The sequence below is a fragment of the Kitasatospora sp. NPDC101108 genome (genome assembly GCF_055584725.1).
In genome coordinates, this window is the sequence record NZ_JBVJLM010000009.1 from 270,888 (window position 1) to 293,653 (window position 22,766).

15 protein-coding genes are annotated in these 22,766 nt (G+C 73.3%); 11 read left to right on the top strand and 4 right to left on the bottom strand.

All coding sequences use genetic code 11. From position 1 onward, the window contains the following. Nucleotides 1-2 precede the first annotated feature (2 nt). From ACZ6Z8_RS21580 to ACZ6Z8_RS21630, 11 genes are all read left to right on the top strand, one after another. On the top strand, nucleotides 3-6,944 hold the full coding sequence (locus tag ACZ6Z8_RS21580) for a beta-ketoacyl synthase N-terminal-like domain-containing protein (RefSeq protein WP_465611652.1): 6,942 nt from the start codon (nucleotides 3-5) through the stop codon (nucleotides 6,942-6,944). Then, nucleotides 6,941-8,524: a PfaD family polyunsaturated fatty acid/polyketide biosynthesis protein gene (locus ACZ6Z8_RS21585; protein ID WP_465611653.1), complete on the top strand. Its 1,584-nt coding sequence runs from the start codon at nucleotides 6,941-6,943 to the stop codon at nucleotides 8,522-8,524. The genes ACZ6Z8_RS21580 and ACZ6Z8_RS21585 overlap by 4 nt, the downstream gene beginning before the upstream one ends. A 27-nt stretch (nucleotides 8,525-8,551) precedes the next feature. Then, the gene (locus ACZ6Z8_RS21590; protein ID WP_465611654.1) at nucleotides 8,552-8,845 is read left to right on the top strand and encodes an acyl carrier protein; all 294 of its coding nucleotides are present in this window, start codon (nucleotides 8,552-8,554) and stop codon (nucleotides 8,843-8,845) included. Next, on the top strand, nucleotides 8,842-9,846 hold the full coding sequence (locus ACZ6Z8_RS21595) for a 3-oxoacyl-ACP synthase III family protein (protein ID WP_465611655.1): 1,005 nt from the start codon (nucleotides 8,842-8,844) through the stop codon (nucleotides 9,844-9,846). Before ACZ6Z8_RS21590 ends, ACZ6Z8_RS21595 begins: the two co-directional genes overlap by 4 nt. Nucleotides 9,847-9,917: 71 nt before the next feature. Further along, on the top strand, nucleotides 9,918-10,790 hold the full coding sequence (locus ACZ6Z8_RS21600; protein ID WP_465611656.1) for a class I SAM-dependent methyltransferase: 873 nt from the start codon (nucleotides 9,918-9,920) through the stop codon (nucleotides 10,788-10,790). A gap of 82 nt (nucleotides 10,791-10,872) precedes the next feature. Further along, nucleotides 10,873-11,724, top strand: a complete 852-nt coding sequence (locus tag ACZ6Z8_RS21605; RefSeq protein ID WP_465611657.1) for a thioesterase family protein — start codon at nucleotides 10,873-10,875, stop codon at nucleotides 11,722-11,724. 21 nt (nucleotides 11,725-11,745) lie between these two features. After that, nucleotides 11,746-13,221 (top strand): MFS transporter, encoded by a 1,476-nt coding sequence (locus ACZ6Z8_RS21610; protein WP_465611658.1) that lies wholly within the window; start codon nucleotides 11,746-11,748, stop codon nucleotides 13,219-13,221. Between the two features lie 88 nt (nucleotides 13,222-13,309). Then, complete coding sequence (locus ACZ6Z8_RS21615; RefSeq protein ID WP_465611659.1) at nucleotides 13,310-14,524, top strand: cytochrome P450; 1,215 nt, start codon at nucleotides 13,310-13,312, stop codon at nucleotides 14,522-14,524. Nucleotides 14,525-14,574: 50 nt separating this feature from the next. Then, a complete protein-coding gene (locus ACZ6Z8_RS21620; RefSeq protein ID WP_465611660.1) occupies nucleotides 14,575-15,780 on the top strand; it encodes an acyl-CoA dehydrogenase family protein in 1,206 nt (401 codons plus the stop codon). A gap of 89 nt (nucleotides 15,781-15,869) precedes the next feature. Further along, nucleotides 15,870-18,050, top strand: a complete 2,181-nt coding sequence (locus ACZ6Z8_RS21625) for a 3-hydroxyacyl-CoA dehydrogenase NAD-binding domain-containing protein (protein ID WP_465611661.1) — start codon at nucleotides 15,870-15,872, stop codon at nucleotides 18,048-18,050. A gap of 86 nt (nucleotides 18,051-18,136) precedes the next feature. Further along, complete coding sequence (locus ACZ6Z8_RS21630) at nucleotides 18,137-19,480, top strand: GH1 family beta-glucosidase (protein ID WP_465611662.1); 1,344 nt, start codon at nucleotides 18,137-18,139, stop codon at nucleotides 19,478-19,480. A 114-nt stretch (nucleotides 19,481-19,594) separates the two neighbouring features. On the opposite strand, the gene ACZ6Z8_RS21635 is transcribed toward ACZ6Z8_RS21630, so the two are convergent. From ACZ6Z8_RS21635 to ACZ6Z8_RS21650, 4 genes are all read right to left on the bottom strand, one after another. After that, nucleotides 19,595-20,371 (bottom strand): anti-sigma factor family protein, encoded by a 777-nt coding sequence (locus ACZ6Z8_RS21635; protein ID WP_465611663.1) that lies wholly within the window; start codon nucleotides 20,369-20,371, stop codon nucleotides 19,595-19,597. Nucleotides 20,372-20,412: 41 nt separating this feature from the next. After that, nucleotides 20,413-20,973, bottom strand: coding sequence for a sigma-70 family RNA polymerase sigma factor (locus tag ACZ6Z8_RS21640; protein ID WP_465611664.1), 561 nt, complete (start codon nucleotides 20,971-20,973; stop codon nucleotides 20,413-20,415). 57 nt (nucleotides 20,974-21,030) lie between these two features. Continuing rightward, nucleotides 21,031-22,041 carry a DUF1996 domain-containing protein gene (locus ACZ6Z8_RS21645; RefSeq protein ID WP_465611665.1) on the bottom strand — a complete coding sequence of 337 codons (1,011 nt, stop codon included), beginning with the start codon at nucleotides 22,039-22,041 and terminating at the stop codon, nucleotides 21,031-21,033. A gap of 72 nt (nucleotides 22,042-22,113) precedes the next feature. Next, nucleotides 22,114-22,749 (bottom strand): hypothetical protein, encoded by a 636-nt coding sequence (locus tag ACZ6Z8_RS21650; protein WP_465611666.1) that lies wholly within the window; start codon nucleotides 22,747-22,749, stop codon nucleotides 22,114-22,116. Between the last annotated feature and the right edge of the window lie 17 nt (nucleotides 22,750-22,766).

The window sequence follows — 22,766 nt, forward strand, 5'->3', positions numbered from 1 at the left end:
GGATGACGCACGGGCAGAAGTACGCGGTCGTCGGCATGGGCTGCCTGTTCCCCGAGGCCGCGACGGTCGAGGAGTTCTGGCAGAACCTGTGCCGGGGCCGGGACAGCCGCACCGACGGCACGGAGGAGATCTTCGAACGGGGCGTGCCGGGCGGACCGGCGGCCCGGCCGGGGGACCGGCACCGGATCTACAGCACCCGCGGCGCCTTCGTCCGCGACTTCAGCTTCGACCCCACCGGCTACCGGCTGCCGGCCGACTACCTCTCCGCGCTCGACCGGATCTTCCAGTGGTCGCTCCACGCGTCCCGCGACGCCCTGGCCGACGCCGGACACGACCTCGGACACGACGCCGGACACCACCTCGGCCGCGGTCTCGGGCACGACGCCGGGGACGGCACCGGGCGGATAGCCGGGGTGCGGGCCGACCGGGCCGGAATCGTGCTCGGCAACGCGGGCTTCCCGTCGCTGCTGTCCACCCGGCACGGCTCGGACCTGTGGCTCGCCGCGGTCGGACGCGGCCTGGCCGAGGCCGGGTTCGACCCGGGGCAGGCGCTGGCCTCCGGCGCGGGCGGCGGCTCCGATCCCCTGGCCGCCGCGCACAACCTGTGGGTCGGGGGCATGCCCGCGCGCGTGGTCGCGGCGGCGCTGGGCATTGGCGGCCCCCAACTGGCCGTCGACGGGGCGTGCGCCTCGGGACTGTACGCGCTCAAGCTGGCCTGCGACCACCTGTCCGTCGGCCGGGCCGACGTGATGCTCGCGGGCGCGGTCGGCGGCCAGGAACTGGTGGGTCTGCACCTGGCCTTTTCGGATCTGCGGGCCTACCCCGAGGACGGCCGCTGCCAGCCGTTCGACGCCCGCTCCAGCGGGGCGCTGACCGGCCAGGGCGCGGGCATGCTGGTGGTGAAGCGGCTCGCGGACGCCCGCCGCGACGGTGACCGGATCCACGCCGTCGTCGAGGGGGCCGCGCTGACCAACGACGGTACGGGCCGGCACACGCTCGTGCCCCAGCGCACCGGCCAGGTCGACGCCTACCGGCGCGCGTACGGGAACGCGGGCGTCGACCCGTCCACCGTGCAGTACCTGGAGTGCCACGCCACCGGCACCCGGCTCGGTGACGGCGTCGAACTGTCCGGCATCAACGAGTTCTTCGGCGCCTCGGGCACCATCCCGTACCTGGGCTCGGTCAAGTCCAACCTGGGGCACCTGCTGACCGGCGCGGGGATGCCCGGGCTGATCAAGACGATCCTCGCGATCCGGTACGGCGTCATCCCGCCCACCCCGGGCGTGACCGAACCGCTCGCGGACACCCACGGCCGACTCGCCCGGGAGAACACGGACTTCCCGGGGACCGGGCGGCCCCGCACGGCGGCGGTGTCCTCCTTCGGGTTCGGCGGGACGAACGCCCACGTGGTCCTCTCCGAGCCGACCGAGCCCTCCGGAACCGCCACCGCGCCGGAGGCCCCGCGCGCACTGCCGAAGCTCGACATCCTGGGCGTCGGTTGCCACGTCGGCCCCTTCGCCGACGCCGGCGAGCTGGAACGCGCGGTGTACGAGGGCCGCGACGGATTCGGCCCGCTGCCGGAGCGGCGCTGGCGCGGCCTCGCCCCCGGCCACCCGCTGCCCGACGGCGCGTACATCGACTCCTTCGACTGCGACACGGCCCGCCTTCGCGTTCCCCCGATCGACCTGGAGGGCTTCAACGAGCAGCAGTTGCTCTTCGTCCGGGTCGCCGAGGAGGCGCTGCTGGACGCGGGCTACCGGCGGCAGGCCGACGACGGGGGACCGCCGCCCGCCCGTCGGGTGGCCGTGGTCGTGGCCGCCGAGATGAACCCGGTGGGGCACTCCTACGCCGCACGGCACGACCTGGCCGGAGCCCTGCGCCGCCGCTGCGAGGAACTCGAGCTGACCGGCGACGCCGAGGCCGTGGCCGCGCTCGTGGACGCGGCGCAGCGGGGCATCGGCGCAGGCTGGTCGCCCAACGCGGTGCTGAGCTACCTGGGCATCACCGCCACCAGGGTCTCGTCGCTGTGGAACTTCACCGGTCCGGCGTTCACGGTGGCGGCCGACAGCACGGGCGCCGCCTCCGCCCTGGAGGCGGCCGCGCTGGTGCTCCTGGACGAGTCGGTCGAAGCCGTCCTGGTCGGGGCGGTCGACTTCACCGGCAACGTGGAGAACATGCTGGCGCGGTTCGGGCTCGCCGCCTACGGGGGCGCGCCCGGACTCGGGATCGGCGGCGGGCCGGGCTGGCGGGCGGGCGAGGGAGCCGCCGCGCTGCTGCTCACCCGGGCCGGCGACCGGCGGGCGCCCGGGCGCCCGGCCTACGCCACGATCGACGCGCTGTCGATCCGGTACGCGCCGTCCCCGGCGGTGGGCCTCGCGGCCGACGCCGAGCAGGTCAGGCTGGCCACGCTCGACGCGCTGGGGACCGCCGGGATCACGCCGGGCGAGGTCGACTACGTCGAGCTGCACTCGACGGGCGTTCCCGACCAGGACGCGGCCGAGCTGGAGGGCCTCGCCCAGGTCTGGGCCGGACAGGGCCCGGAGGAGGGCAGCACGGAGAGCGCCGGGAGACGCACCACGGCGCTCGGATCGGTCTCCGCCAACGTGGGGGACACCCAGCTGGCGGCGGTGCTGGTCGGCATCGTCAAGGTCGCGCTCTGTCTGCACCGCGCCTACCTGCCCGCCGTCCCGGGCTGGTCGGGCCCGTCGGACCGCTTCTCGGCGACGCTGTCGGAGTCGGCGTTCTTCGTTCCCGACCGGAGCAGGCCCTGGCTGCGCGCCGCGCGCCGGGGCCCGCGCCGGGCGGTGGTGAACGGACTGGGCACCGGGGGCGCGCACGTCAGCGTCGTCCTCTCGGGCGCCTCGGTGCGCGGTGACGTCACGGCGGTCGAAGGCCCGGACGTCCACGGGCAGCTGATCGTGGCCGTGGGCGGGGCGGACTTCGCCGAGCTGATGCACCGGGTCGCCGAGGTGCGCGACGCGACCGGCGACCGCGCCGAACTCCGGCGGGTCGCAACGGAGTTCGCCGCCATGCCCGAGCACGCCCATCGGCTGGTGCTGTGCGCGGCCCGCCCCGACGTCCTGCGGCGTGAGGCCGAGCGTGCGCTCGCCCGGGTGCCGCGGGCGCACGCGGCCGGGACGGAGTGGACCACTCCGGCCGGGAGCCACTACACGCCGTCCCCCATCGGCGGCCGTGGCAAGGTCGCGCTGGTCTTCCCCGGCATGCTCAGCGCCTATCCCGGCGTCGGAGCCGAGCTGTTCCGCACGCTTCCGGGGCTGCTGCCGATCGCGGAGGCCGCGGTGCCCGACGCCGGTGAACTGATGCGCGAGGACCTGCTGTTCCGCCGCCGGGTGCGCCCGGCGGACGCCGACGAGGCGGAGGCCGCCGCCACGGCGCTCATGCGGGACTTCTCGTCCATGGTGGACATCGGCAGCTCGTTCGCCTGGCTCCAGACGCAGGCGCTGCGCCGCCTCCTGGGCGTGCCCGTGCACGGCGCCTTCGGGTACAGCCTCGGCGAGTCCAGCATGCTGTACGCCCTGGGCGCCTGTTCCCCCGCCTCGCACGGGCGGGAGCAGCGTGCCCGGCTCGCCGAGGTGTTCCAGGGCCGGTTGAGCGGGCCCAAGACCGCCGTTCGCGAGGCGTGGGCGCTCCCGGAGGCCACGGCGGACGCCGACGTCTGGTCCGGGTTCGTCCTCTTCGAGGAGGTGGCGAAGGTCCGGGCCGCCGTCAGGGAGTACGACCGGGTCTTCGTCACCCACGTCAACACCCCGGTGGAAGTGGTGATCTCGGGCGACCCGGCCCAGTGCCGGGCCGTGGTGGACGCGCTGGGCTGCCGGAACCTGGCCTCCGGGGTGAGCCACGTGCTGCACTGCCCGCTGCCGGACGCGGGCGAACTGGCCGACTGCCTGCGCCGGGAGACCCGGCCGGTCACCGACGTGGAGCTGTACTCCGCGAACGGCTACGCGCCGCTGACGGACTTCGGCGCCACGGCCGTCGCCGAGAACAACGCGGCGACGCTGAGGCGGACCGTCGACTTCCCGAGGCTGGTCGAGACGCTGTACGCGCGCGGCTACCGCTACTTCGTCGAAGTGGGACCGGGCGGCACCTGCAGCAGGTGGATCAGGGAGACCCTCGCCACCCGCAGCCACGTCGCGGCATCGGTGGACCGGCGCCGGACGAGCACGGCGTCCGGGATCGGCCGGGTCCTGGCGCAGCTGGCGGCGCACGGCCTGCCGGTCGACCTCTCGCCGTACCTGCCGGAGCCGCCCCGGGGAACCGCCCGCGCTCTGTCGATCCGTCAGACAACTCCAGGAGGACCACCGGTGGCAGAGTCCGTGGCCGAGAACAGCCGCGCAGCGATCCAGCGGCTGCGGCCCAGCAGCGAGGCGCCGGAGGAGCAGCCGGCCATCACCTTCCCCGGCCGGGTACGGCGGACCGCCGCCGCTGCTCCCGCCGCCGCTCCGCCCGCCGCCGCTCCGCCCGCCGCCGCTCCGCCCGCCGCCGCTCCGCCCGCCGCCGCTCCGCCCGCCGGGCGGAGGAAGCCGCCGGGCGTGGTCCTCGACGAGCAGGACCTGCTGGAGTTCGCCAACGGCGAGGTGGGCAAGGCCTTCGGTCCGGAGTACGCGCCGATCGACGCCTTCGCGCGCAGGGTCCGGCTGCCCGCCGAGCCCTACCACTTCGTCAGCCGGGTGACCGCCCTGGAAGCCGAACGCGGCAGGTTCGGGCCGTCCTTCATCCGGACCGAGTACGACGTCCCGGTGGGGGCCTGGTACAGCGTCGACGGGCAGGTCCCCTTCGGGGTGCTCGCCGAGGCGGGCCAGTGCGACCTGGTGCTGATCAGCTACATGGGGATCGACTTCGAGAACCGGGGCGAGCGGGTCTACCGGCTGCTCGACGGCTCACTGACCCCGTACGGCTCGTCGGTGCGGGAGGGCCAGCGGATCCGGTGCGACATCCACATCAGCAACGTCCTGCAGACCAACGGCCCGACCCTGACCTTCTTCCACTACGACTGCTTCGTCGACGGCGAGCTCGCCTTCACCATGCGCAACGGCTGCGCGGGCTTCTTCACCGACCGTGAGCTCGCCGAGGCCGGGGGCATCATCGGCGCCGAGTCGAAGGCACCGGCGGAGGAGCCGGCCGGGCGTGCGGCGCGGCCCTCCGCCTTCAAGCCGCTCGCGCGGACGGACCGTACGAAGCTCGACGGCGAGGACATCGCCAAGCTCACCCAGGGCCGCTTCGCCGAGGTGTTCGGCCCCGCGTACCGGCAGGAGCCCGGCGCCAACCGCTCGCTGCGGCTGAACCCGACACGGCTGCTGATGGTGGACGAAGTCCCCTGGATGGGGCTCACCGGCGGTGCGCACGGCCGCGGCTCCTGCACCTCGATCAAGCGGCTCGACCCGGACGAGTGGTACTTCACCAGCCACTTCGTCGGCGACCCGGTGATGCCCGGCACCCTGGTCGCCGAGGGCGCCATGCAGGCGCTCCAGGTGTACGGTCTGCACGCCGGCCTCCACCTGTGTCTGCCGGACGCCACCTACCAGCCCGTCAAAGGGCTGACCACCACGACCAAGGTGCGCGGCCAGATCAGCCCGGCGACCCGCGAGATCCGCTACGAGATCGACATCGTCGACATCGGTCTCGTCCCCCGCCCGTTCGTCGTCGCCGACGTCCTGGTCCACGCCGACGACCTGCCCGTGGCCCGGATCAGCAACGTGGGGTTCCAGCTCATGGAGAAGCCGGGCACGCCCTTCCGCCCGGACCGCCGTGACCGCACCCCGCGGTACCTGGGGCGCAGCGGCGCGTCGGGGGAACCCGCCGTGCTCAACGAGATGCACGTCGCCCACGTGGCCAGGGGCGACCACGCGATGCTGGGCGAGCAGTTCGAGGTCTGCCGGGAACTGCCCCGGGTGCCGCGGCTGCCCAGCGGTGAACTCTGCTTCGTGGACCGGGTGCTGCGCGTCGACGCGGCCGACGGTGCCGTCCGGCCCGGCGTCGTGGTCGAGTCGGAGTACGACGTCCCCGCGGACGCCTGGTACTTCACCGAGAACAACCAGCCGTACATGCCGCACTTCGCCTACATGGAGGCCGGCGTCCAGCCCGGGGTGCTCGGGCCGTACTACCTCGGCACGACCCTGCGGTTCCCGCAGACCGAGTACTACCTGCGCAACCTGGGCGGGCACGCCACCGCGCTGCGCCAGGTCGACCTGCGCGGCAGGACGGTCCGGCAGCGGGTCACCATCCTGTCCAACGACGCCGTCGGCGGCGCGATCCTGCACCGCGCCGACTGGGAGCTTTCCGTCGACGGCGAGGTCTTCCACACCGGGGAGCAGCTCTCCGGCTACTTCACCGGTGAGCTCAGGGCGGGCAGCGTCGGCCTGGACCAGGGCAGGCCGGTACCGCTGTGGCTGGACTCCGCCGGGCCGGGGGCCGGCAGGGCGGTCCAGGTCGACCTGGACGCGCTGCGGGCGCGGACCGACTCGCTGCGCCTCGGCACCGGGCGGCTGGACATGCTCGACGGCTTCTCCTACGTGCCGGGCGGCGGCCTGCACGGCGCCGGCTACCTGCGCGGCCACCGGACCATCGGCCCGGACGACTGGTACTTCCCGCTGCACTTCCACCAGGACCCGGTGATGCCGGGCTCGCTCGGCGCGGAGACCGTGTACGCGGGCCTGCGGGCGTACGCCATGGTCGCCGAGCCGGCCCGGCACCGGCCCGACGCGCGGTTCGACCACGCGCCCGGCGTCCGGACGAGCTGGACCTACCGGGGCGAGTTCGCGCCGACCCACCCCCGGCTGGACTTCGAGGCGCACCTCAAGGAGGTGCGGGAGCAGGACGGCCGGCGCCTCCTGATCGCGGACGCCAGTGTCTGGCGCGGCGAACTGCGGGTCTACGAGTTCAAGGACATCGCCATCGCGGTGGTGACGGGGGGCGGTCACAGGTGAGCGGAACACCCAACTGGCGGGGGGAACGCACCCCGCGGTTCGACGTCGCCGGAGTGCGCGGCGAGCTGCACCGGCTGCACGAGGCCTGCCACGTCGTCGCCGACGGCGACGCGGTCGGCGCGGTCTCCGGCGGACGGGCGACCGACGAGGACGGCTTCGAACTCCTGGCCACCGCACCGGCGTTCCCGCCCGGCCTGCTCGGCTCGGCCGCCTTCCGTGAGGCGCACGGCGTGCGGCTGGCCTACCTGGCGGGCGCGATGGCCAACGGCATCGCCTCCGAGGAACTCGTCATCGCGATGGCCGAGGCGGGCCTGCTGGCGTCGTTCGGCGCCGCCGGGCTGGCGCCGGAGCGCATCGCGTCCGCCCTGGACACCTTCGCGGCGAAGATCCCCGGCCTGCCGTTCGCCTGCAACCTGATCCACAGCCCGGCCGAGCCCGGCCTGGAACGGGCCACCGTGGACCTCCTCCTCGACCGGCGGGTCCGGCTCGTCGAGGCCTCCGCCTTCATCGCCCCCACCGCGGAGGTGGTGCGCTACCGGGTGGCGGGGCTGGAGCGCGACCGCGACGGCCGGACCGTGGCCCGCAACCGGGTGATCGCGAAGGTGTCCCGTCCCGAGGTCGCCGAGCTGTTCCTGCGCCCCGCGCCCCGCGAGGTCCTGGACGCGCTGGTCGCGGAGGGCCGGATCGACGCCCTCCAGGCCGAGTCGGCGGCCCGGGTGCCGCTCGCCGAGGACATCACCGTCGAGGCGGACTCCGGCGGGCACACCGACCGGCGGCCCTCGACCGTGGCCATGGCGGCCGTCCTGCGGCTGCGGGACCGGATCACCCGGGAGCTCGGCTACCGGTCGGTGCCCCGGGTCGGAGCGGCCGGCGGACTCGGCAGCCCCGAGGGCCTGGCCGCCGCCTTCGCGATGGGCGCGGACTACGTGGTCACCGGTTCGGTCAACCAGAGCTGCGTGGAGGCCGGGACGTCCCCGGAGGCCAAGGAACTGCTCACCCGGGCCGGCGCCGCGGACTACGCGATGGCGCCCGCGGCCGACATGTTCGAACTCGGCGCCGAGGTCCAGGTCCTCAGGAGCGGCACCATGTTCCCGATGCGCGCCTCCCGGCTGCGTGAGCTCTACCGGACGTACGAGGGCCTGGACGACATCCCCGCCACCGAGCTGAGCCGCCTGGAGAAGGACGTGTTCCGGATGTCGGTGGACGAGGTGTGGCGGGAGTGCCTCGACTACCTCGGTACCCGGGACCCGGCGCAGATCGCCCGCGCCGCCGGGAACCCCAGGGTCAAGATGGCCCTGGTGTTCCGGTGGTACCTCGGCCTGTCCGCGCGCTGGGCCGTCCGCGGCGAGACCGACCGGATCCGGGACTACCAGGTGTGGTGCGGCCCGGCCATGGGCGCGTTCAACGACTGGGCGAAGGACAGCCGCCTCTTCCCGGCGGAGAACCGGACCGTGGTCGAGGTGGCCGAACAGCTCATGCACGGCGCCGCCTACCTGTTCCGGCTGCGCCAACTCGCGGCCGCGGGCGCGGTGTTGGCGACCCCGCTGAACGACTACCGGCCGGCACCCCGGCCGAGCTGACCCGAACCGAACGAAGGAGACCCCCAGGTGACCCAGCACACGGCCGAAGCGGTGAACGGCGGCGGCACCGAGTACCCGCGCGTGCTCGAAGAGGTCCGCGGCCTGATCGCGGACCACCTCAAGATCCCGCTGTCCGAGGTGACGGCCGAGACCCAGCTCCTCAACCTCCCCGGGGTCGACTCGCTCAAGCTCCTCCAGGGCCTGCTGGCGGTCGAGGACCACTTCGACATCGCCTTCGACGAGGACGAGGCCCCGGCCGTGCGCAGCGTCGCCCAGGTCGCCGCACTCGTGGCGGAAGCCCTGAGCAGCGACCGGTCATGACGCTCGGCTCCCGGATCGCGGCCGTGGCGGTCCACCTGCCCGAGCGGCGGCGGTCCGTCGCCGACGTCGAGGAGGAACTGGCCGCCGGCAACCCCGGCCTCGACCTGCCGCGCGGTCTGATCGAACGGTTCACCGGGGTGCGCCACCGCTATGTCGCCCCGGCCGGCTGGGAGGCGTCCGACCTCGCGGTGGCGGCCGCGCGCCGGCTGTTCGAGCAGACCGGACACGGGCCCGGCGACCTCGACCTGATCGTCTTCGCCGCCGCGAGCGGGGACGTCCTCGAACCGGCCACGGCCCACATCGTCGCCGACCGGCTGGGCGCGACCTGCCCCGTGTTCGACCTGAAGAACGCCTGCAACTCGGTCCTGAACGCCATCGAGGTCGGGGACGCGCTCATCCGGGCGGGCAGCTACCGGCGGATCCTGGTCGCCTGCGGGGAGGCCCCGACCCGGCTGCTCGGCACCGCGGTGGCGAACCTCCAGGACTACCTGGACAGTTGCGCCGCCCTCACGATGTCGGACGTCGGCGCCGCGCTGCTGATCGAGGCGAGCGCGGAACCCGGCGTCATCGCCCACCGGATGGGCGCCAACTCCCGGGCCTGGCGCGCCTCCGTCACCCCGATGACCACCAACGCCGACGGCAGGCTGGAGATCGGCCGGCTCAGGGTCAAGCCGATGAAGGCGCTCCGGGCCCTGGCGGAGACGGACTTCGGTCCGATCCCCGAACTCCTGGCCGACAACGGTCTGACCGTGGAGGACGTGGACCTCGTCTGCATCAGCCAGATATCCGTCCCGTACACCCGCGAGTTCTGCCACACTCTGGGCATCCCGGGCGAGAAGGTCCTGATCATGGTCGACGAGTACGGCTGCGCCAACGCGGCCGCGATACCGCAGCAGTTGGCCGCCGCGGCGGCGTCCGGACGGCTGCGCGGCGGCGACCTGGTGTGCCTCGTCGGCCTCGGCAGCGGACTGAGCTTCGGCGCCGTGCTCGTCCGCTGGTGACCCGCCTGACCGCGCCCCCGACCGAATGCACCGACCTGTACCGACGTGTTCCGAGGAAGGGTTGAGAAGGAATGGGAACAGCGGGCACGAACGCGCACTACACCGGCGCCTCTCCCGACGCCATCCAGCACCACTACGACGTGTCCAACGACTTCTACCGGCTCTGGCTGGACGAGAACCGCGTCTACTCCTGCGCACTCTGGCAGGACGGCGACACCCTGGAGAGCGCCCAACTGCGCAAGCTGGACTACTTCGTCGAGCAGACCGGCGCGGCCGGGAGCGCCCGGGTCCTCGACATCGGCTGCGGCTGGGGCGGACTCCTGCGGCGGCTGATCGAGGTGCACGGCGTCGGCGCCGCCGTCGGCCTGACCCTCAGCGAGGAGCAGGCGCAGGCCGCCCGCTCCCTCGGGCTGCCCGGCTGCGACGTCCGCCTGGAGAACTGGAAGGACCACCGGCCCACCGAGCAGTACGACGCCGTCATCTCGATCGGCGCGTTCGAACACTTCGCCCGGCGCGGACTGTCGCGCGCCGAACGCGTGGCCGGGTACCGGGCCTTCTTCGAGAGCTGCCGTTCCTGGCTGCGCCCGGGGGGCCGCCTCGGACTCCAGACGGTCGGCAAGGGCAACACCGTCAAGCTCGACCGCCGGTACATCCGCGACATCGCCTTCGTGTCGGACGACATCTTCCCCGAGACGGAACCGCCCCGGCTCTCCGAGATCCTGGAGGCCAGCGAGCTGATCTTCGACCCGATCGCGGTGCGCTTCGACGGCGACCACTACGGGCGCACGATCAGGACCTGGCTGGAGCGCCTGAAGGACAACCGGGACGCCGCCGAGGCCGTCGCCGGCACCGACACGGTCCTGAAGTACGAGCGCTACCTGGAGGTCACCGCCCAGTCCTTCGAGAAGCGCTACGCGAACCTTTTCCGCATCACCTTCCGATGATCCCCGGGTGAACGACCGACCTCCGGGGTGAACCGCCCCGGAGAACGCCCCGGCCACCCACCCACTGCGAGGAGTACCGCCTGTGACCACTGAGACAGACTTCGACAAGGCCACGGCCGTCCGGCCGGTCGAAGGGACGAACGACCGGTACCGGGCGGACTTCAGCACCGAATGGCTGAACCACGGCCACGTCAACGGCGGCTTCCTGCTCGCCGTCGCGGCCCGCGCGCTCGGCGAGCGGCTCGCGGAGGGCTCGGCCCGGCTGGACCCGTTCGCGCTGAGCGCCCACTTCCTCAGCCGCTCGGCCCCCGGGCCCGTCGAGATCCGGACCGACGTGGTGCGTCAGGGGCGGCAACTCTCCACCGGCACGGCGGCCATCGTCCAGACCGACCAGAAGGGGGCGCAGGCCGAGCGGGTCCGCATCACCGGGACGTACCGCGACCTGGACACGCTCAACGACGAGGTGTTCACTTCGGCCACCGCCCCGGACCTGCCCCCGCGCGAGGAATGCGTCAGCACCGAGACGGCCTCCAACGAGATCCTCTCCCGGTCCCAACTGCACCAACACCTCGACCTGAGGCTCGACCCCCGCACGACGGGGTGGTCGAACGAGGAGGGACCGTCCGGCGAGGGCGCCGCGCGCGGCTGGATGCGGTTCCGCGACGGCCGGGAACCCGACCCGCTCGCCCTGCTCCTCGCCTCCGACGTCCTCCCGCCGGTCACCTTCGACCTGGGCGCCGCCGGGCTCCCCCTGACCGTGCACATGTCCGTGCACGTCCGGGCGAAGCCCGCCCCGGGCTGGCTCCGCCTCTCCCAGCGCACCAGCAACTACGCCGGGGGCTTCCTGGAGCAGGACGTGGAGATCTGGGACAGCAAGGACCGCCTCGCCCTCCAGGCCCGCCACCTCATCTACGTCGTGCCGTTCAGCGGCTGACCCCCGAAGGGAGCACGGACCATGACCGCAGAGCCGTCAGCCTTACCGGGGTCAGCACCAGCAGCGGGCGCGGGACCCGGCCCGGGACGCGGCGCCGTCACGATCCTCGCGGCCGGGGCGACGTTCCTGGCGATGCTCGACGCGACCGTCGTGAACCTCGCGATCCCCGAACTGCGCTCCGGCTTCCCGTCGGAGTCGCTGACCGACGTCATGTGGGTCATCACGATCTACGCGGTACCCCTGGCGGCGCTGCTCGCCCCGGCCGGGCGGCTCGCCGACGTCGTGGGGCGGTGGCGCCTGTACCTGGCCGGGGTGGGGATCTTCGTGGTGGCCTCCGCGCTCTGCGGGGCCGCGCCCGACCTGCCCGTGCTGCTGGTCAGCCGCTGCCTGCAGGGCATCGGCTCCGCGGTCATGATCCCGGCCTCGCTCGTGCTGCTGCTCCACGGGATCCCGGTGGAGCGGTGGACCAGGTCGATCGGCATCTGGAGCGCCGCCACCGCGCTGGCGGCGGCCGTCGGGCCCAGCGTCGGAGGGGCCCTGGTCAGTTCCCTCGACTGGCGGGCGATCTTCTACATCAACCTCCCGCTGGGAGGGCTGCTCCTGCTCCTGGCGGTCAGGCTGCGGCGGTCCGAGCCGCCCGAGCCCGCCGGCGTGCGCGCCCGGATGCCGGACTGGATCGGCGCCGTCCTGCTGGGCATCGGCCTCGGAGCGGTCGTCCTCGCCCTGAGCAACGCCCAGTACTGGGGCTGGGGCGACGCCAAGACGGTCGCCCTGGTCATCGGCGGCGGCGTCACCGTGGCGGCGGCGATCCGGCGCTCGGTGGGCCATCCCGTCCCCGCCCTCGAAACCACCCTGTGGCGGAACAGCACCTTCTCCTTCTCCGTCGGGGCCTCCACGCTGTACGGCATCGTCATGTGCATGTGGCTGCTGACCGGCGTGCTGATCCTCAATCAGGCGTGGCAGTACTCCGTGCTGAGGACGGGCTTCGCCATGACGCCCTGCGCCCTGGCCGCCGGACTCACCGCGCTGCTGGTCGGCCGGATCCCCTCGCCGCGGATGCCGAAGGCCGCCATCGCCCTCGGGGCGCTGGCCATGGCGGCGGCGAGCGTCTGGACCTGGCTGGTGCTCGCGGCGGAGCCCGACTTCCTGGGCTTCTGGCTGCCGTGCGGAGTGCTCGTCGGCATCGGGATGGGCGCCGTGGTGACCGGGACGGCCTGCAGCGTCCTGCTCTCCAGCACGCCCGAGCGGCTGGCGGGCGCGATCGGAACGAACACCGCCGCACGGCAGTTGGGCACCGCGTTCGGGGTGGCCCTGGTCGCGCTGATCCTGCCCGGCGACCGGCTGGTCCGGATCTCCGACTTCGACCACGCGCTCCTGACCGCCGGCGTCATCGCCGTGCTGGTCGCGCTGTTGGGGCTGGTCATGCCCGCGGTGCGCTCCGGCGGAGTCGGGGCCGACCTGCCGGTGGCGGGCGAGCCTGCGGGCGAGAAGGCATGACCCGGCGCGTCCTGCGCGATCGGCGCGTCCCGCGGGATCGGCGCGTCCTGCGCGGTCCGGTGCGGCAACGACCCGAAGGAGAGGCCACGTGACAACCCATGAACACCCGCTGCTGATGGAGCTGCTCGACGCCGGCAGCAGACACGACCCCTACCCGCTCTACGCCCAACTGCGGAAGCAGCCGATCCCGATGCGGGCCAGGGACGGCGTGGTGGTGGGCGACTACGAGACCTGCGCCCGACTGCTGCGGGACCCGCGGCTCGGCACGGACCGTTCGCCGGTCGCGGGCGAGACCACCGGGCGCGACCGGCTGCGGCCCCCCACCTTCCTCTCCATGAACCCGCCGGACCACACGCGGCTGCGCGGCCTGGTCTCGAAGGCCTTCACCCCGAAGAGCGTGGCGGCCCTCGCCCCCGACATCCAGGCGGTGATCGACGACCTGCTGACCGAGGCGCTCGCCGAACCGGAGTTCGACTTCGCCGCCGACATCGCCTACACCCTCCCGCTCACGATCATCAGCGGCATGCTCGGCGTCCCGCCCGAGGACATGCCGAAGGTGGAACGCTGGTCGAAGGCCTTCACCATGGTCCTGGACCCGGTCATCACCTTCCGCCAGGCCGACGACGGCCAGCTCCGGTCGATCAGGGACGCCAGGGACGAGTTCGCCGTCTACTTCGCGCAGAAGATAGCCGAGCGGCGCGCCGACCCCCGGGACGACCTCCTCACCCGGCTGGTGCAGATCGAGGAACGCGGCGACACCCTCAACGAGTTCGAGGTGATGTCCACCTGCGGTCTGCTGCTGGTGGCCGGACACGAGACCACCGCCTCCCTGACCTCGAACGCGCTGCTGGCACTGCTGCGCCACCCGGACCAGTTCCAGGCACTCAGGGACGACCCCTCCCTCATCGAGGGGGCGGTCGAGGAGACGCTCCGCTGGGACCCCCCGGTACAGATCACCGCCCGCACGGTGAGCGAGCCGTCCCGCATCGCCGGGTACGACCTGCCCGCCAGGGCCGTGGTGCTCATCCTGCTCGCCGCGGCCAACCGGGACCCGGCGCACTTCGAGAACCCCGACGACTTCGACATCACCCGTACCGTCCGGGAGAGGGCGCCCCACCTGGCCTTCTCGGCCGGCATCCACTTCTGCCTCGGCGCACCCCTGGCGCGCCTCGAAGCGGCCCTCCTGCTGCGCTCGTTCGCGGAGCGGGTGAAGGACCCCCGCCTGATCGACGTCGCGTACCGCGAGCACGTGAACGTCCGCGGTCCCAACCGGCTGGTGATCGGGCACTCCGGGGCGAAGTGAGGTCCGTCCGTCCGACGATTCCCGCTGAACGACGCTCATCTGGAGAGCCCATGGACATGGAACTGGACGCGGACCTGGTCGAGATGCGGACCTGGGCCCGTGGATTCGCCCGGAACGTGCTCAGACCCGCGGCAGCGGAATGGGACGAACGGGAGGAGGTCGCCTGGCCCGTCATCCAGGAGGCCGCGAAGATCGGCCTGTACTCGCTGGACTTCTTCTTCACCCAGTCACTGGAGCCGACCGGCCTCGCCCTGCCGGTGGTGTTCGAGGAGCTCTTCTGGGGCGATGCCGGGATCTCCACGGCCTTCGCGGGCACCGGCCTGGCCGCCGTGGCCGTCCTGGCCAACGGCACCCCGGAGCAGCAGGCCGAGTGGATCCCGCCGATGTTCGGCACGGTCGACGACGTGCGGCTCGGCGCGTTCTGTGCCTCGGAACCCGGCGCGGGCAGCGATGTCGGGGCGATCCGCACCACGGCCCGCTACGACGGGGCGAAGGACGAGTGGGTCATCAACGGCGGCAAGACCTGGATCACCAACGGCGGGATCGCCGCGGTGCACGTCGTCGTCGCCTCGGTGGACGCCGCGCTGGGCAGCCGCGGGCAGGCGACCTTCGTGGTGCCTCCGGGCACACCGGGCCTGTCGCAGGGACGCAAGTTCGGCAAGCACGGGATACGGGCGTCGCACACCGCCGAGGTGTTCCTGGACGACGTACGGGTGCCGGGATCCTGCCTGCTGGGCGGGAAGGAACGGCTGGACGCCCGGCTGGCCGCGGCCCGGGAGGGCAGGCCGTCCGGCAGCCAGGCCGCGTTCAGGACCTTCGAGGCCTCGCGCCCCACGGTGGCGTCCATGGCCGTGGGCATCGCGCGGGCGGCGTACGAGTACGCCCGCGACTACGCCTGCGAACGCGAGCAGTTCGGCCGGAGGATCGGCGCGAACCAGGCCATCGCCTTCCTGCTGGCGGACATGGCGACCCGGGTCGACGCGGCACGGCTCCTCACCTGGCGGGCCGCCTGGATGGCCCGGAACGGCAAGGCCTTCGAGAACGCCGAGGGTTCGATGTCGAAGCTGGTCGCGGGGGAGACCGCGGTGTGGGTGACGGAGCAGGCCATCCAGATCCTCGGCGGCGCGGGCTACACCCGTGACCACCCGGTGGAACGCTTCCACCGGGACTCGAAGATCTTCACCATCTTCGAGGGCACCTCGGAGATCCAGCGGCTCGTCATCGGGCGCGCCGTGACGGGGCTGGCGATCGGCTGACTCCTCGTTCCCGCCCCTCGTTCCGTGCTCCTTCCCCCCCTTCTTCCCTCCTCCTTCCGTCCCCCGCCGCAGACACGGAGCAGACCATCATGTCGACCATCCGCTGGGAGCAGGACGAGACCGGCCTCGTCACCCTCGTCCTCGACGACCCCGGGCAGTCCGCCAACACCATGAACGCGGCGTTCCAGGCCTCGCTGTCCGCCGTCACCGACCGCCTGGTGGCCGAGCGCGACTCGGTCCGCGGCGTGATCCTCACCTCCGCCAAGGAGACCTTCTTCGCCGGTGGCGACCTGCGGGAACTGATCAGGGCCCGGCCCGAGGACGCCCAGCGCGTCTTCCAGGCGACGATGGCGGTCAAGACGGATCTGCGCCGCATCGAGACCCTCGGCGTCCCGGTGGTCGCCGCCGTCAACGGAGCGGCGCTGGGCGGCGGTTACGAGATCGCCCTCGCCTGCCACCACCGGATCGCCCTGGATGCGCCCGGTGCCAGGATCGGACTGCCCGAGGTGACCCTCGGTCTGCTGCCCGGCGGCGGTGGGGTGACCCGTGCGGTCCGTCTCCTCGGCATCGCCGACGCGCTCCTGAAGCTGCTGCTCAAGGGCACCCGGTACAGCCCGCGGCGGGCGCTGGAGAACGGCCTGGTCGACGAAGTCGTGGCCACCCGCGAGGAGTTGCTCGCCCGGGCCCGGGCCTTCGTCGACGCGCACCCCGAGTCGCAGCAGCCCTGGGACGCACCGGGCTACCGGATCCCCGGCGGTACGCCCGCCGACCCGGAGTTCGCCGCGGTCCTCCCGGCGTTCCCGGCCAATCTGCGCAAGCAGACGGCGGGCGCCCCGTACCCGGCCCCCCGCAACATCCTGGCCGCCGCGGTCGAGGGCTCCCAGGTGGACTTCGCCACCGCGCAGGTCATCGAGGCCCGCTACTTCACCGAGCTGGCCTGCGGCCCGATCTCCACGAACATGATCCAGGCGTTCTTCTTCGACCTCCAGGCCGTGAACGCCGGGGCGAACCGCCCCCAGGGCATCGAGCCGCGCAGTGTCCGCAAGGTCGCCGTCCTCGGCGCCGGAATGATGGGGGCGGGCATCGCTTACGCCTGCGCGCGGGCCGGCATCGAGGTCGTTCTGAAGGACGTCTCGGCCGAGGTCGCGGTCAAGGGCAAGGCGTACTCCGAGAAGCTCTGCGCCAAGGCCGTCTCCCAGGGGCGCACGACCCGGGGGGAGGCCGACACGCTGCTCGCCCGCATCACGCCGGCCGCCGATCCGCAGGCCGTCGCGGGCTGCGACGCGGTGATCGAGGCCGTCTTCGAGGACTCGGCCCTCAAGCACAAGGTCTTCCAGGAGGTCCACGACCTGCTGTCCCCGGACGCCCTGCTCTGCTCCAACACCTCGACCCTGCCGATCACCGGGCTCGCCGAGGGCGTCCCCCGGCCCGGGGACTTCATCGGCCTGCACTTCTTCTCGCCCGTCGACAAGATGCCGCTGGTCGAGATCGTCAGGGGCGAGCGGACCGGGGACGAGGCCGTCGCGCGGGCCTTCGACCTGGTGCGGCAGATCGGGAAGACGCCGATCGTGGTCAACGACTCGCGCGGCTTCTTCACCTCGCGCGTCTTCGCGAACTTCATCCAGGAGGGCGTCGCGATGGTCGGCGAGGGCATCGAGCCCGCCTCCGTCGAGCAGGCCGCCGCCCAGGCGGGCTACCCGGCCAAGGTGCTCTCCCTGGTGGACGAGCTGACCCTCACCCTCCTGCGCCGGATCCGCCACGAGACCGAGCAGGCCGCGGCGGAGGCGGGCGGGCGCTGGCCGGGCCACCCCGCCGACGCGGTGATCGACCGGATGATCGACGAGTTCGGGCGGACGGGCCGCAACGCGGGAGCGGGCTTCTACGAGTACGGGGAGGACGGCCGGCGGGTCCGTCTGTGGCCGGGCCTGCGCGAGCACTTCGGCAGGCCGGGGGAGGACGGCCCGTCCCGCATCACCCCGTTCGAGGACATGCAGGAGCGGATGCTCTTCTCCGAAGCCCTCGAAACCGTGCGCCTGCTGGAGGAGGGCGTGCTCACCTCCGTCGCGGACGCCAACATCGGCTCCGTCATGGGGATCGGCTTCCCCGCGTGGACGGGTGGCGTCCTGCAGTACATCAACGGCTACGAGGGCGGCCTGCCGGGCTTCGTGGCACGGGCGCGCGCGCTCGCCGCCACCTACGGCGAGCGGTTCACGCCGCCCGCGCTGCTGGTCGGGAAGGCGGAGAAGGGCGAACGGTTCAGCGACAACTGACCCTCGCTCTTCGGGCGCGGCCTCTGGCGCGTCGACGTGACGCCGGTAACATGAGTACTTCTCATGTTCTCTTTCGGGAGGCTGCCATGCCGGATCGCTACGACCTGCCGGCGGGGTTCCGCTGGGGCGCCGCCACCGCCGCCTACCAGATCGAAGGGGCGGTGGGGGAGGACGGCCGCGGCCCGTCCGTCTGGGACACCTTCTGCGCCCGCCCCGGCGCCGTCCGCGACGGCCACACCGGTGCGGTGGCCTGCGACCACTACCACCGGTACCCCGAGGACATCGCCCTGATGAAGGACCTCGGACTCGACGGCTACCGCTTCTCCATTGCCTGGCCCCGCGTCCTGCCGTCGGGCGCCGGTCCCGTGAACCCCGCCGGCCTCGCCTTCTACGACCGCCTGGTCGACACGCTGCTGGCGGCCGGCATCACCCCGCTGCCCACCCTCTTCCACTGGGACCTTCCGCAGGCACTCGAAGACCTTGGCGGCTGGCTCAACCGCGACACCGCGTACCGCTTCGCCGACTACGCCGCCGTCACCGCCGACCGCCTGGGCGACCGCATCCCGACGTGGATCACCCTCAACGAGCCCTTCGTCCACACCGTCTTCGGGTACGCGATGGGCATCCATGCCCCCGGCCGCGCCCTCATGTTCGAGGCCCTGCCCGCCGCCCACCACCAACTCCTCGGTCACGGCCTGGCAGCCACCCGGCTCCACGAGCGCGGCCTGTCGGTGATGCTCTCCAACAACCTCACCCCGGTCGAACCGGCCACCACCGACCCCGCCGACCTGGCCGCCGCCGCGGCCTACGACGCCCTGCACAACCGCCTGTTCACCGACCCCGTCCTCCTCGGGCGCTACCCCGACCTCTCGGCCCTCGGCGTCCCCGACGACATCTACGGCTCCGTCCGCCCCGGCGACACCGAGCTCATCCACACCCCCGGCCTCGACGCCCTCGGCGTCAACTACTACAACCCCACCCGCGTCGCCGCCCCCACCGACCAGGGCCTGCCGTTCGACCTCCTCGACATCCCCGACGTTCCCCACACCACCTTCAGCTGGCCCGTCGTCTCCGACGGACTCCGCCAACTCCTCGTCGGGTTGAAGGAGTTGTACGGTGCCGCCCTCCCGCCCATCACCATCACCGAGAACGGCTGCTCCGTCGAGGAGTCCACCACCCCCGACCAGCCCCGCATCGACTACCTCGCCACCCACCTCGACGCCCTCGCCGCCGCCATCGCCGAAGGCGTCGACGTCAGCGGCTACTACACCTGGTCCCTCCTCGACAACTTCGAATGGGCAGAGGGATTGTTCCGTCAGAGGTTCGGTCTCGTCCACGTCGACTTCGAGACGCAGAGGCGCACGCCGAGGGCCTCCTACACCTGGTACCGGGACCTGATCGCGGCCCATCGAAAGCAGTCCGCGACGTAGGCGGGACTTCAGCGGGGAGGCGGCGGGACTTGAGCGGGGAGGCGGCGGGGCGTCGGGGGTGGCGTCGGGGCCTGCCCCGCCCGCCGGACCTCGGGTCCGGCGGGCGGCGGAGCCCTACACCGGGACCGTCACGAAGGTCTGCCCGGACTCGTTGACGACCGACACCGAGACCACGTCGTCCGGCGCGACGATCGCCGAACCGTCCAGCGTGGTACCGGACTTGGCGCCGACAGCGGAGACCAGCCAGCTGCCCGCGTCCGCCGTCGCCCCGCCCCTGGCGTTGACCACCAGGTGGCAGCGCTGGCCGGCCGGGATTCCGGTGACCGCCGCGTTCACCCGCACCCAGCCCATCGCCGGGGTCATCGTCAGCGTCATGCGGGCACCGGTGGCCGGATCCGTCACGGAGCCGGTCCTGGTCCCGGCCGGCGGCGGGGTGACGGTCGCGGTCGGCGCCGCGGTCGGGGCCGGGCCGGCGGCCACCGGCGGTGCGGTGACCGTGCCGCGGCCCACCGCGATCCCCACGACCAGCGCCGCCGCCGCCGCGACGGCCGCGACCACGCCGATCCGGGTCCGGCGCCGGACCAGCGACGCTCCGCGTTCCGCCCGTGCCTGCCGCAGGGTGCGCTGCAGCAGCAGGTCACCGTCCGTGGGCGGGCCGTCCACCAGCAGCTCGGGCGGCACCTCGCCCAGGACGGTCTCCAGCTCCCGCAACTCGGCCACCTCCTGTCGGCAAGCGGGGCAGTCGGCCAGGTGCCGTTCGACCGCCGCCGACTCGTCCGGATCGAGCACACCCAGCACGTGGGCGCCGACGAGTTCGGCGATCCGCTCGTGCGGCACCGGGCCCGTACCCTCGGCGCCCGTGCCGTCCGCGACCGTACCGTTCGTGTTCACGTCTTCCGTGCCCCTGCCGCCCGTACCCGCGTCGTCCCTGGTCACACCGACACCTCCTGCCACGTCCCCGTCCTGTCGGTGTACGAGCGCCGGAGCGCCCGGAGCGCGTAGTGCGCGCGGGACTTGACCGTCCCGGCGGGTATCCCCAGCTGCTCCGCGGCCTCGGTGACCGACAGCCGCTGGAAGTAGATCGAGCGCAGCACGTCGCGGTGTTCGGGCGAGAGGCGGTCCAGCGCCTGCGACATCACCAGCGTCTCCACCACGCCCTCGGCGTGGTCGCGTTCGACCGGCACGGTGGCCGTCGCCTCGGAGACCTCCGCCACCTCGGCCGGCCGTGCGGCCCGGGCCCGGAACCGGTCGGTGATCAGGTTGCGCTCCACGGTCAGCAGCCAGCCGCGCACCGATCCCCGGGCCTCGGTCAGCGCCTCGGGATTGCGCCAGGCCCGGATCAGCGTCTCCTGCACGGCGTCCTCGGCCGCCGCGCGGTCACCGGTGAGCCGGACGGCGTAGGCGAGCAGTGCGCCGCCGTGCTGCTCGTAGAGCGTTCGGATCAGTGCCTCGTCGGCGGCGTCCTGCCGCCCGCCCGGTCGTGTCCTCGCCATCCGCCATGCCTCCGTCGTCGGGTACCACGTCCAGCACGTGCGCGGCGGCCGTCCGGTTCAACCGGATTCCCGACAGGTGCGGTTCTCGTTCAGGCAGGCCACCACGGAGGCCATCTGCCGGTCGGTCATCAGGCCGATGTACACGGCGTGGTCGGTGAGCGGGCTGTGCCGCTGCTCGGGGAAGGCGTCCAGGGCGAAGGCCCGGGGCGGGGGCGGGCGGTAGCCGACGGTCACCCGCAGGTGCGGGATCGCGAAGGTACCGTGCGGGCAGAGGCCGCCGGCGGACGGGAACCGCACGTGGGAGCGGTGGCCGGGGCTGTCCGTGCCGCGTCCGTCCCAGCAGCTGGGGAAGTCCAGGGTGCGGGTGAGCAGGCTGCCGGCGGGGCAGAGCGGGTAGCGGTCGGTGGTCGTGCGGTCGGCGAATCCCGTACAGCCCCAGCGGGCGCCGGCCTCGGCGCCGCCGTCGGTGGCGGCGGCCGGGTCGCCTTCCAGGAGCCGGAGGAAGCGCGGCATCGGCACGACCTTCGACCACGGATTGCCGAGGTACTCGATGGAGACCCGCTCGGGAGCGAGGACCTCGCCGGGGGCGTCGTGCGGGTCGTCGGAGGCCGCCACGGCGGTGCTCGGCGCCGGGGCGACGCGGTCGGTGCGGCGCAGCACCGGCCAGTAGAGCGTCGAGCGGTCGCCGTCGGTGCAGCTGGTCGGGGCCGCGGCGAGGCTGTCGTCGGTGGAGTCCGCGTCCGTGGAGAGGTTGCCGACGTAGTCGTGCACGTGATGGGCGCCGCCCACCGTCCCGGGGGAGACCACCACGTTGTCCGCGTTGCGGTGGCCCTCCTGGTTGCGTCCGCAGTCCTGCGCGTACGAGCCGCCGGAGGCGTCCGGGCCGACGGCCGACGGCGCGGGCGCGGTGGCCGCCACCGCGGTGATGTCGACGAACGCGGACGCCGGTTCCGGCCCGCTCGGCCGGAACCGGAGCGCCAACAGCGACAGCCCCAGGACGAGGCAGAGCAGGACGCCGACCGGGAGGGCGACGCCCCCGGACCAGTGGTGATCGCGGTTCCGGTGCACCGCGACAGTCTGGGCGACGGGTCCCCGCACGGGCAAGGCGGCGCCGGCCGCCTCGCCGCCGTGCACGGCCGGTCAGTAGCCTCCGGAGTAGCCGCCGCTCTGCGCGGCGGTCGGCGACGCGGCCTGCCCGGTGGTGCCCGGCGCCTTCTTCCCCTCGGGCGTGCTCGCGAACCACGTGCCGCCGACGCCCTGCCCGTTGGTCTGCCCCGCCGCGGTGTCCCCGGCGAAGCGGTAGAGCGGCCAGCCGTTGAGGGTCACCTGCTTCGTGCCGTCCGGCCGGGCCACACTACCGACCAGGGCGGAGTCCACTCCGGTGACCTGGACCGCGTCCTGGGCGGTGAGCGGCGGCCACTTCGCGGCGCAGGCGTCGACGCAGGTGCTCGCGGACGGCTTGGCGGTGTCCTTGTCGAAGCGGTACAGGGTCCGGCCGGCGGCGTCGGTGACGACCGGCCCGAGCGCGGCCGACTTCACGGCCACGAGCCGGACCCCGCCGGTGCCGCCGGTGCCGCCGGTGGCCGGGGCTGACGACGTGGCGGCCGCGGCCGGAGGGACGGCGGCGGACGTGGCCGCGCTCCCGCCGGAGCCGTCGGCCTTGTCCGGTCCGCAGGCGCTGGCGGCGAGCGCGAGCACGGCGACGCCGGTGGCGGCGAGCATCCGGCGCGCGGTGAACCGGGGCGCGGCGAACCTGGGCGTGGCGAACTTCGGCATGGTGAACTCCCCCTGGA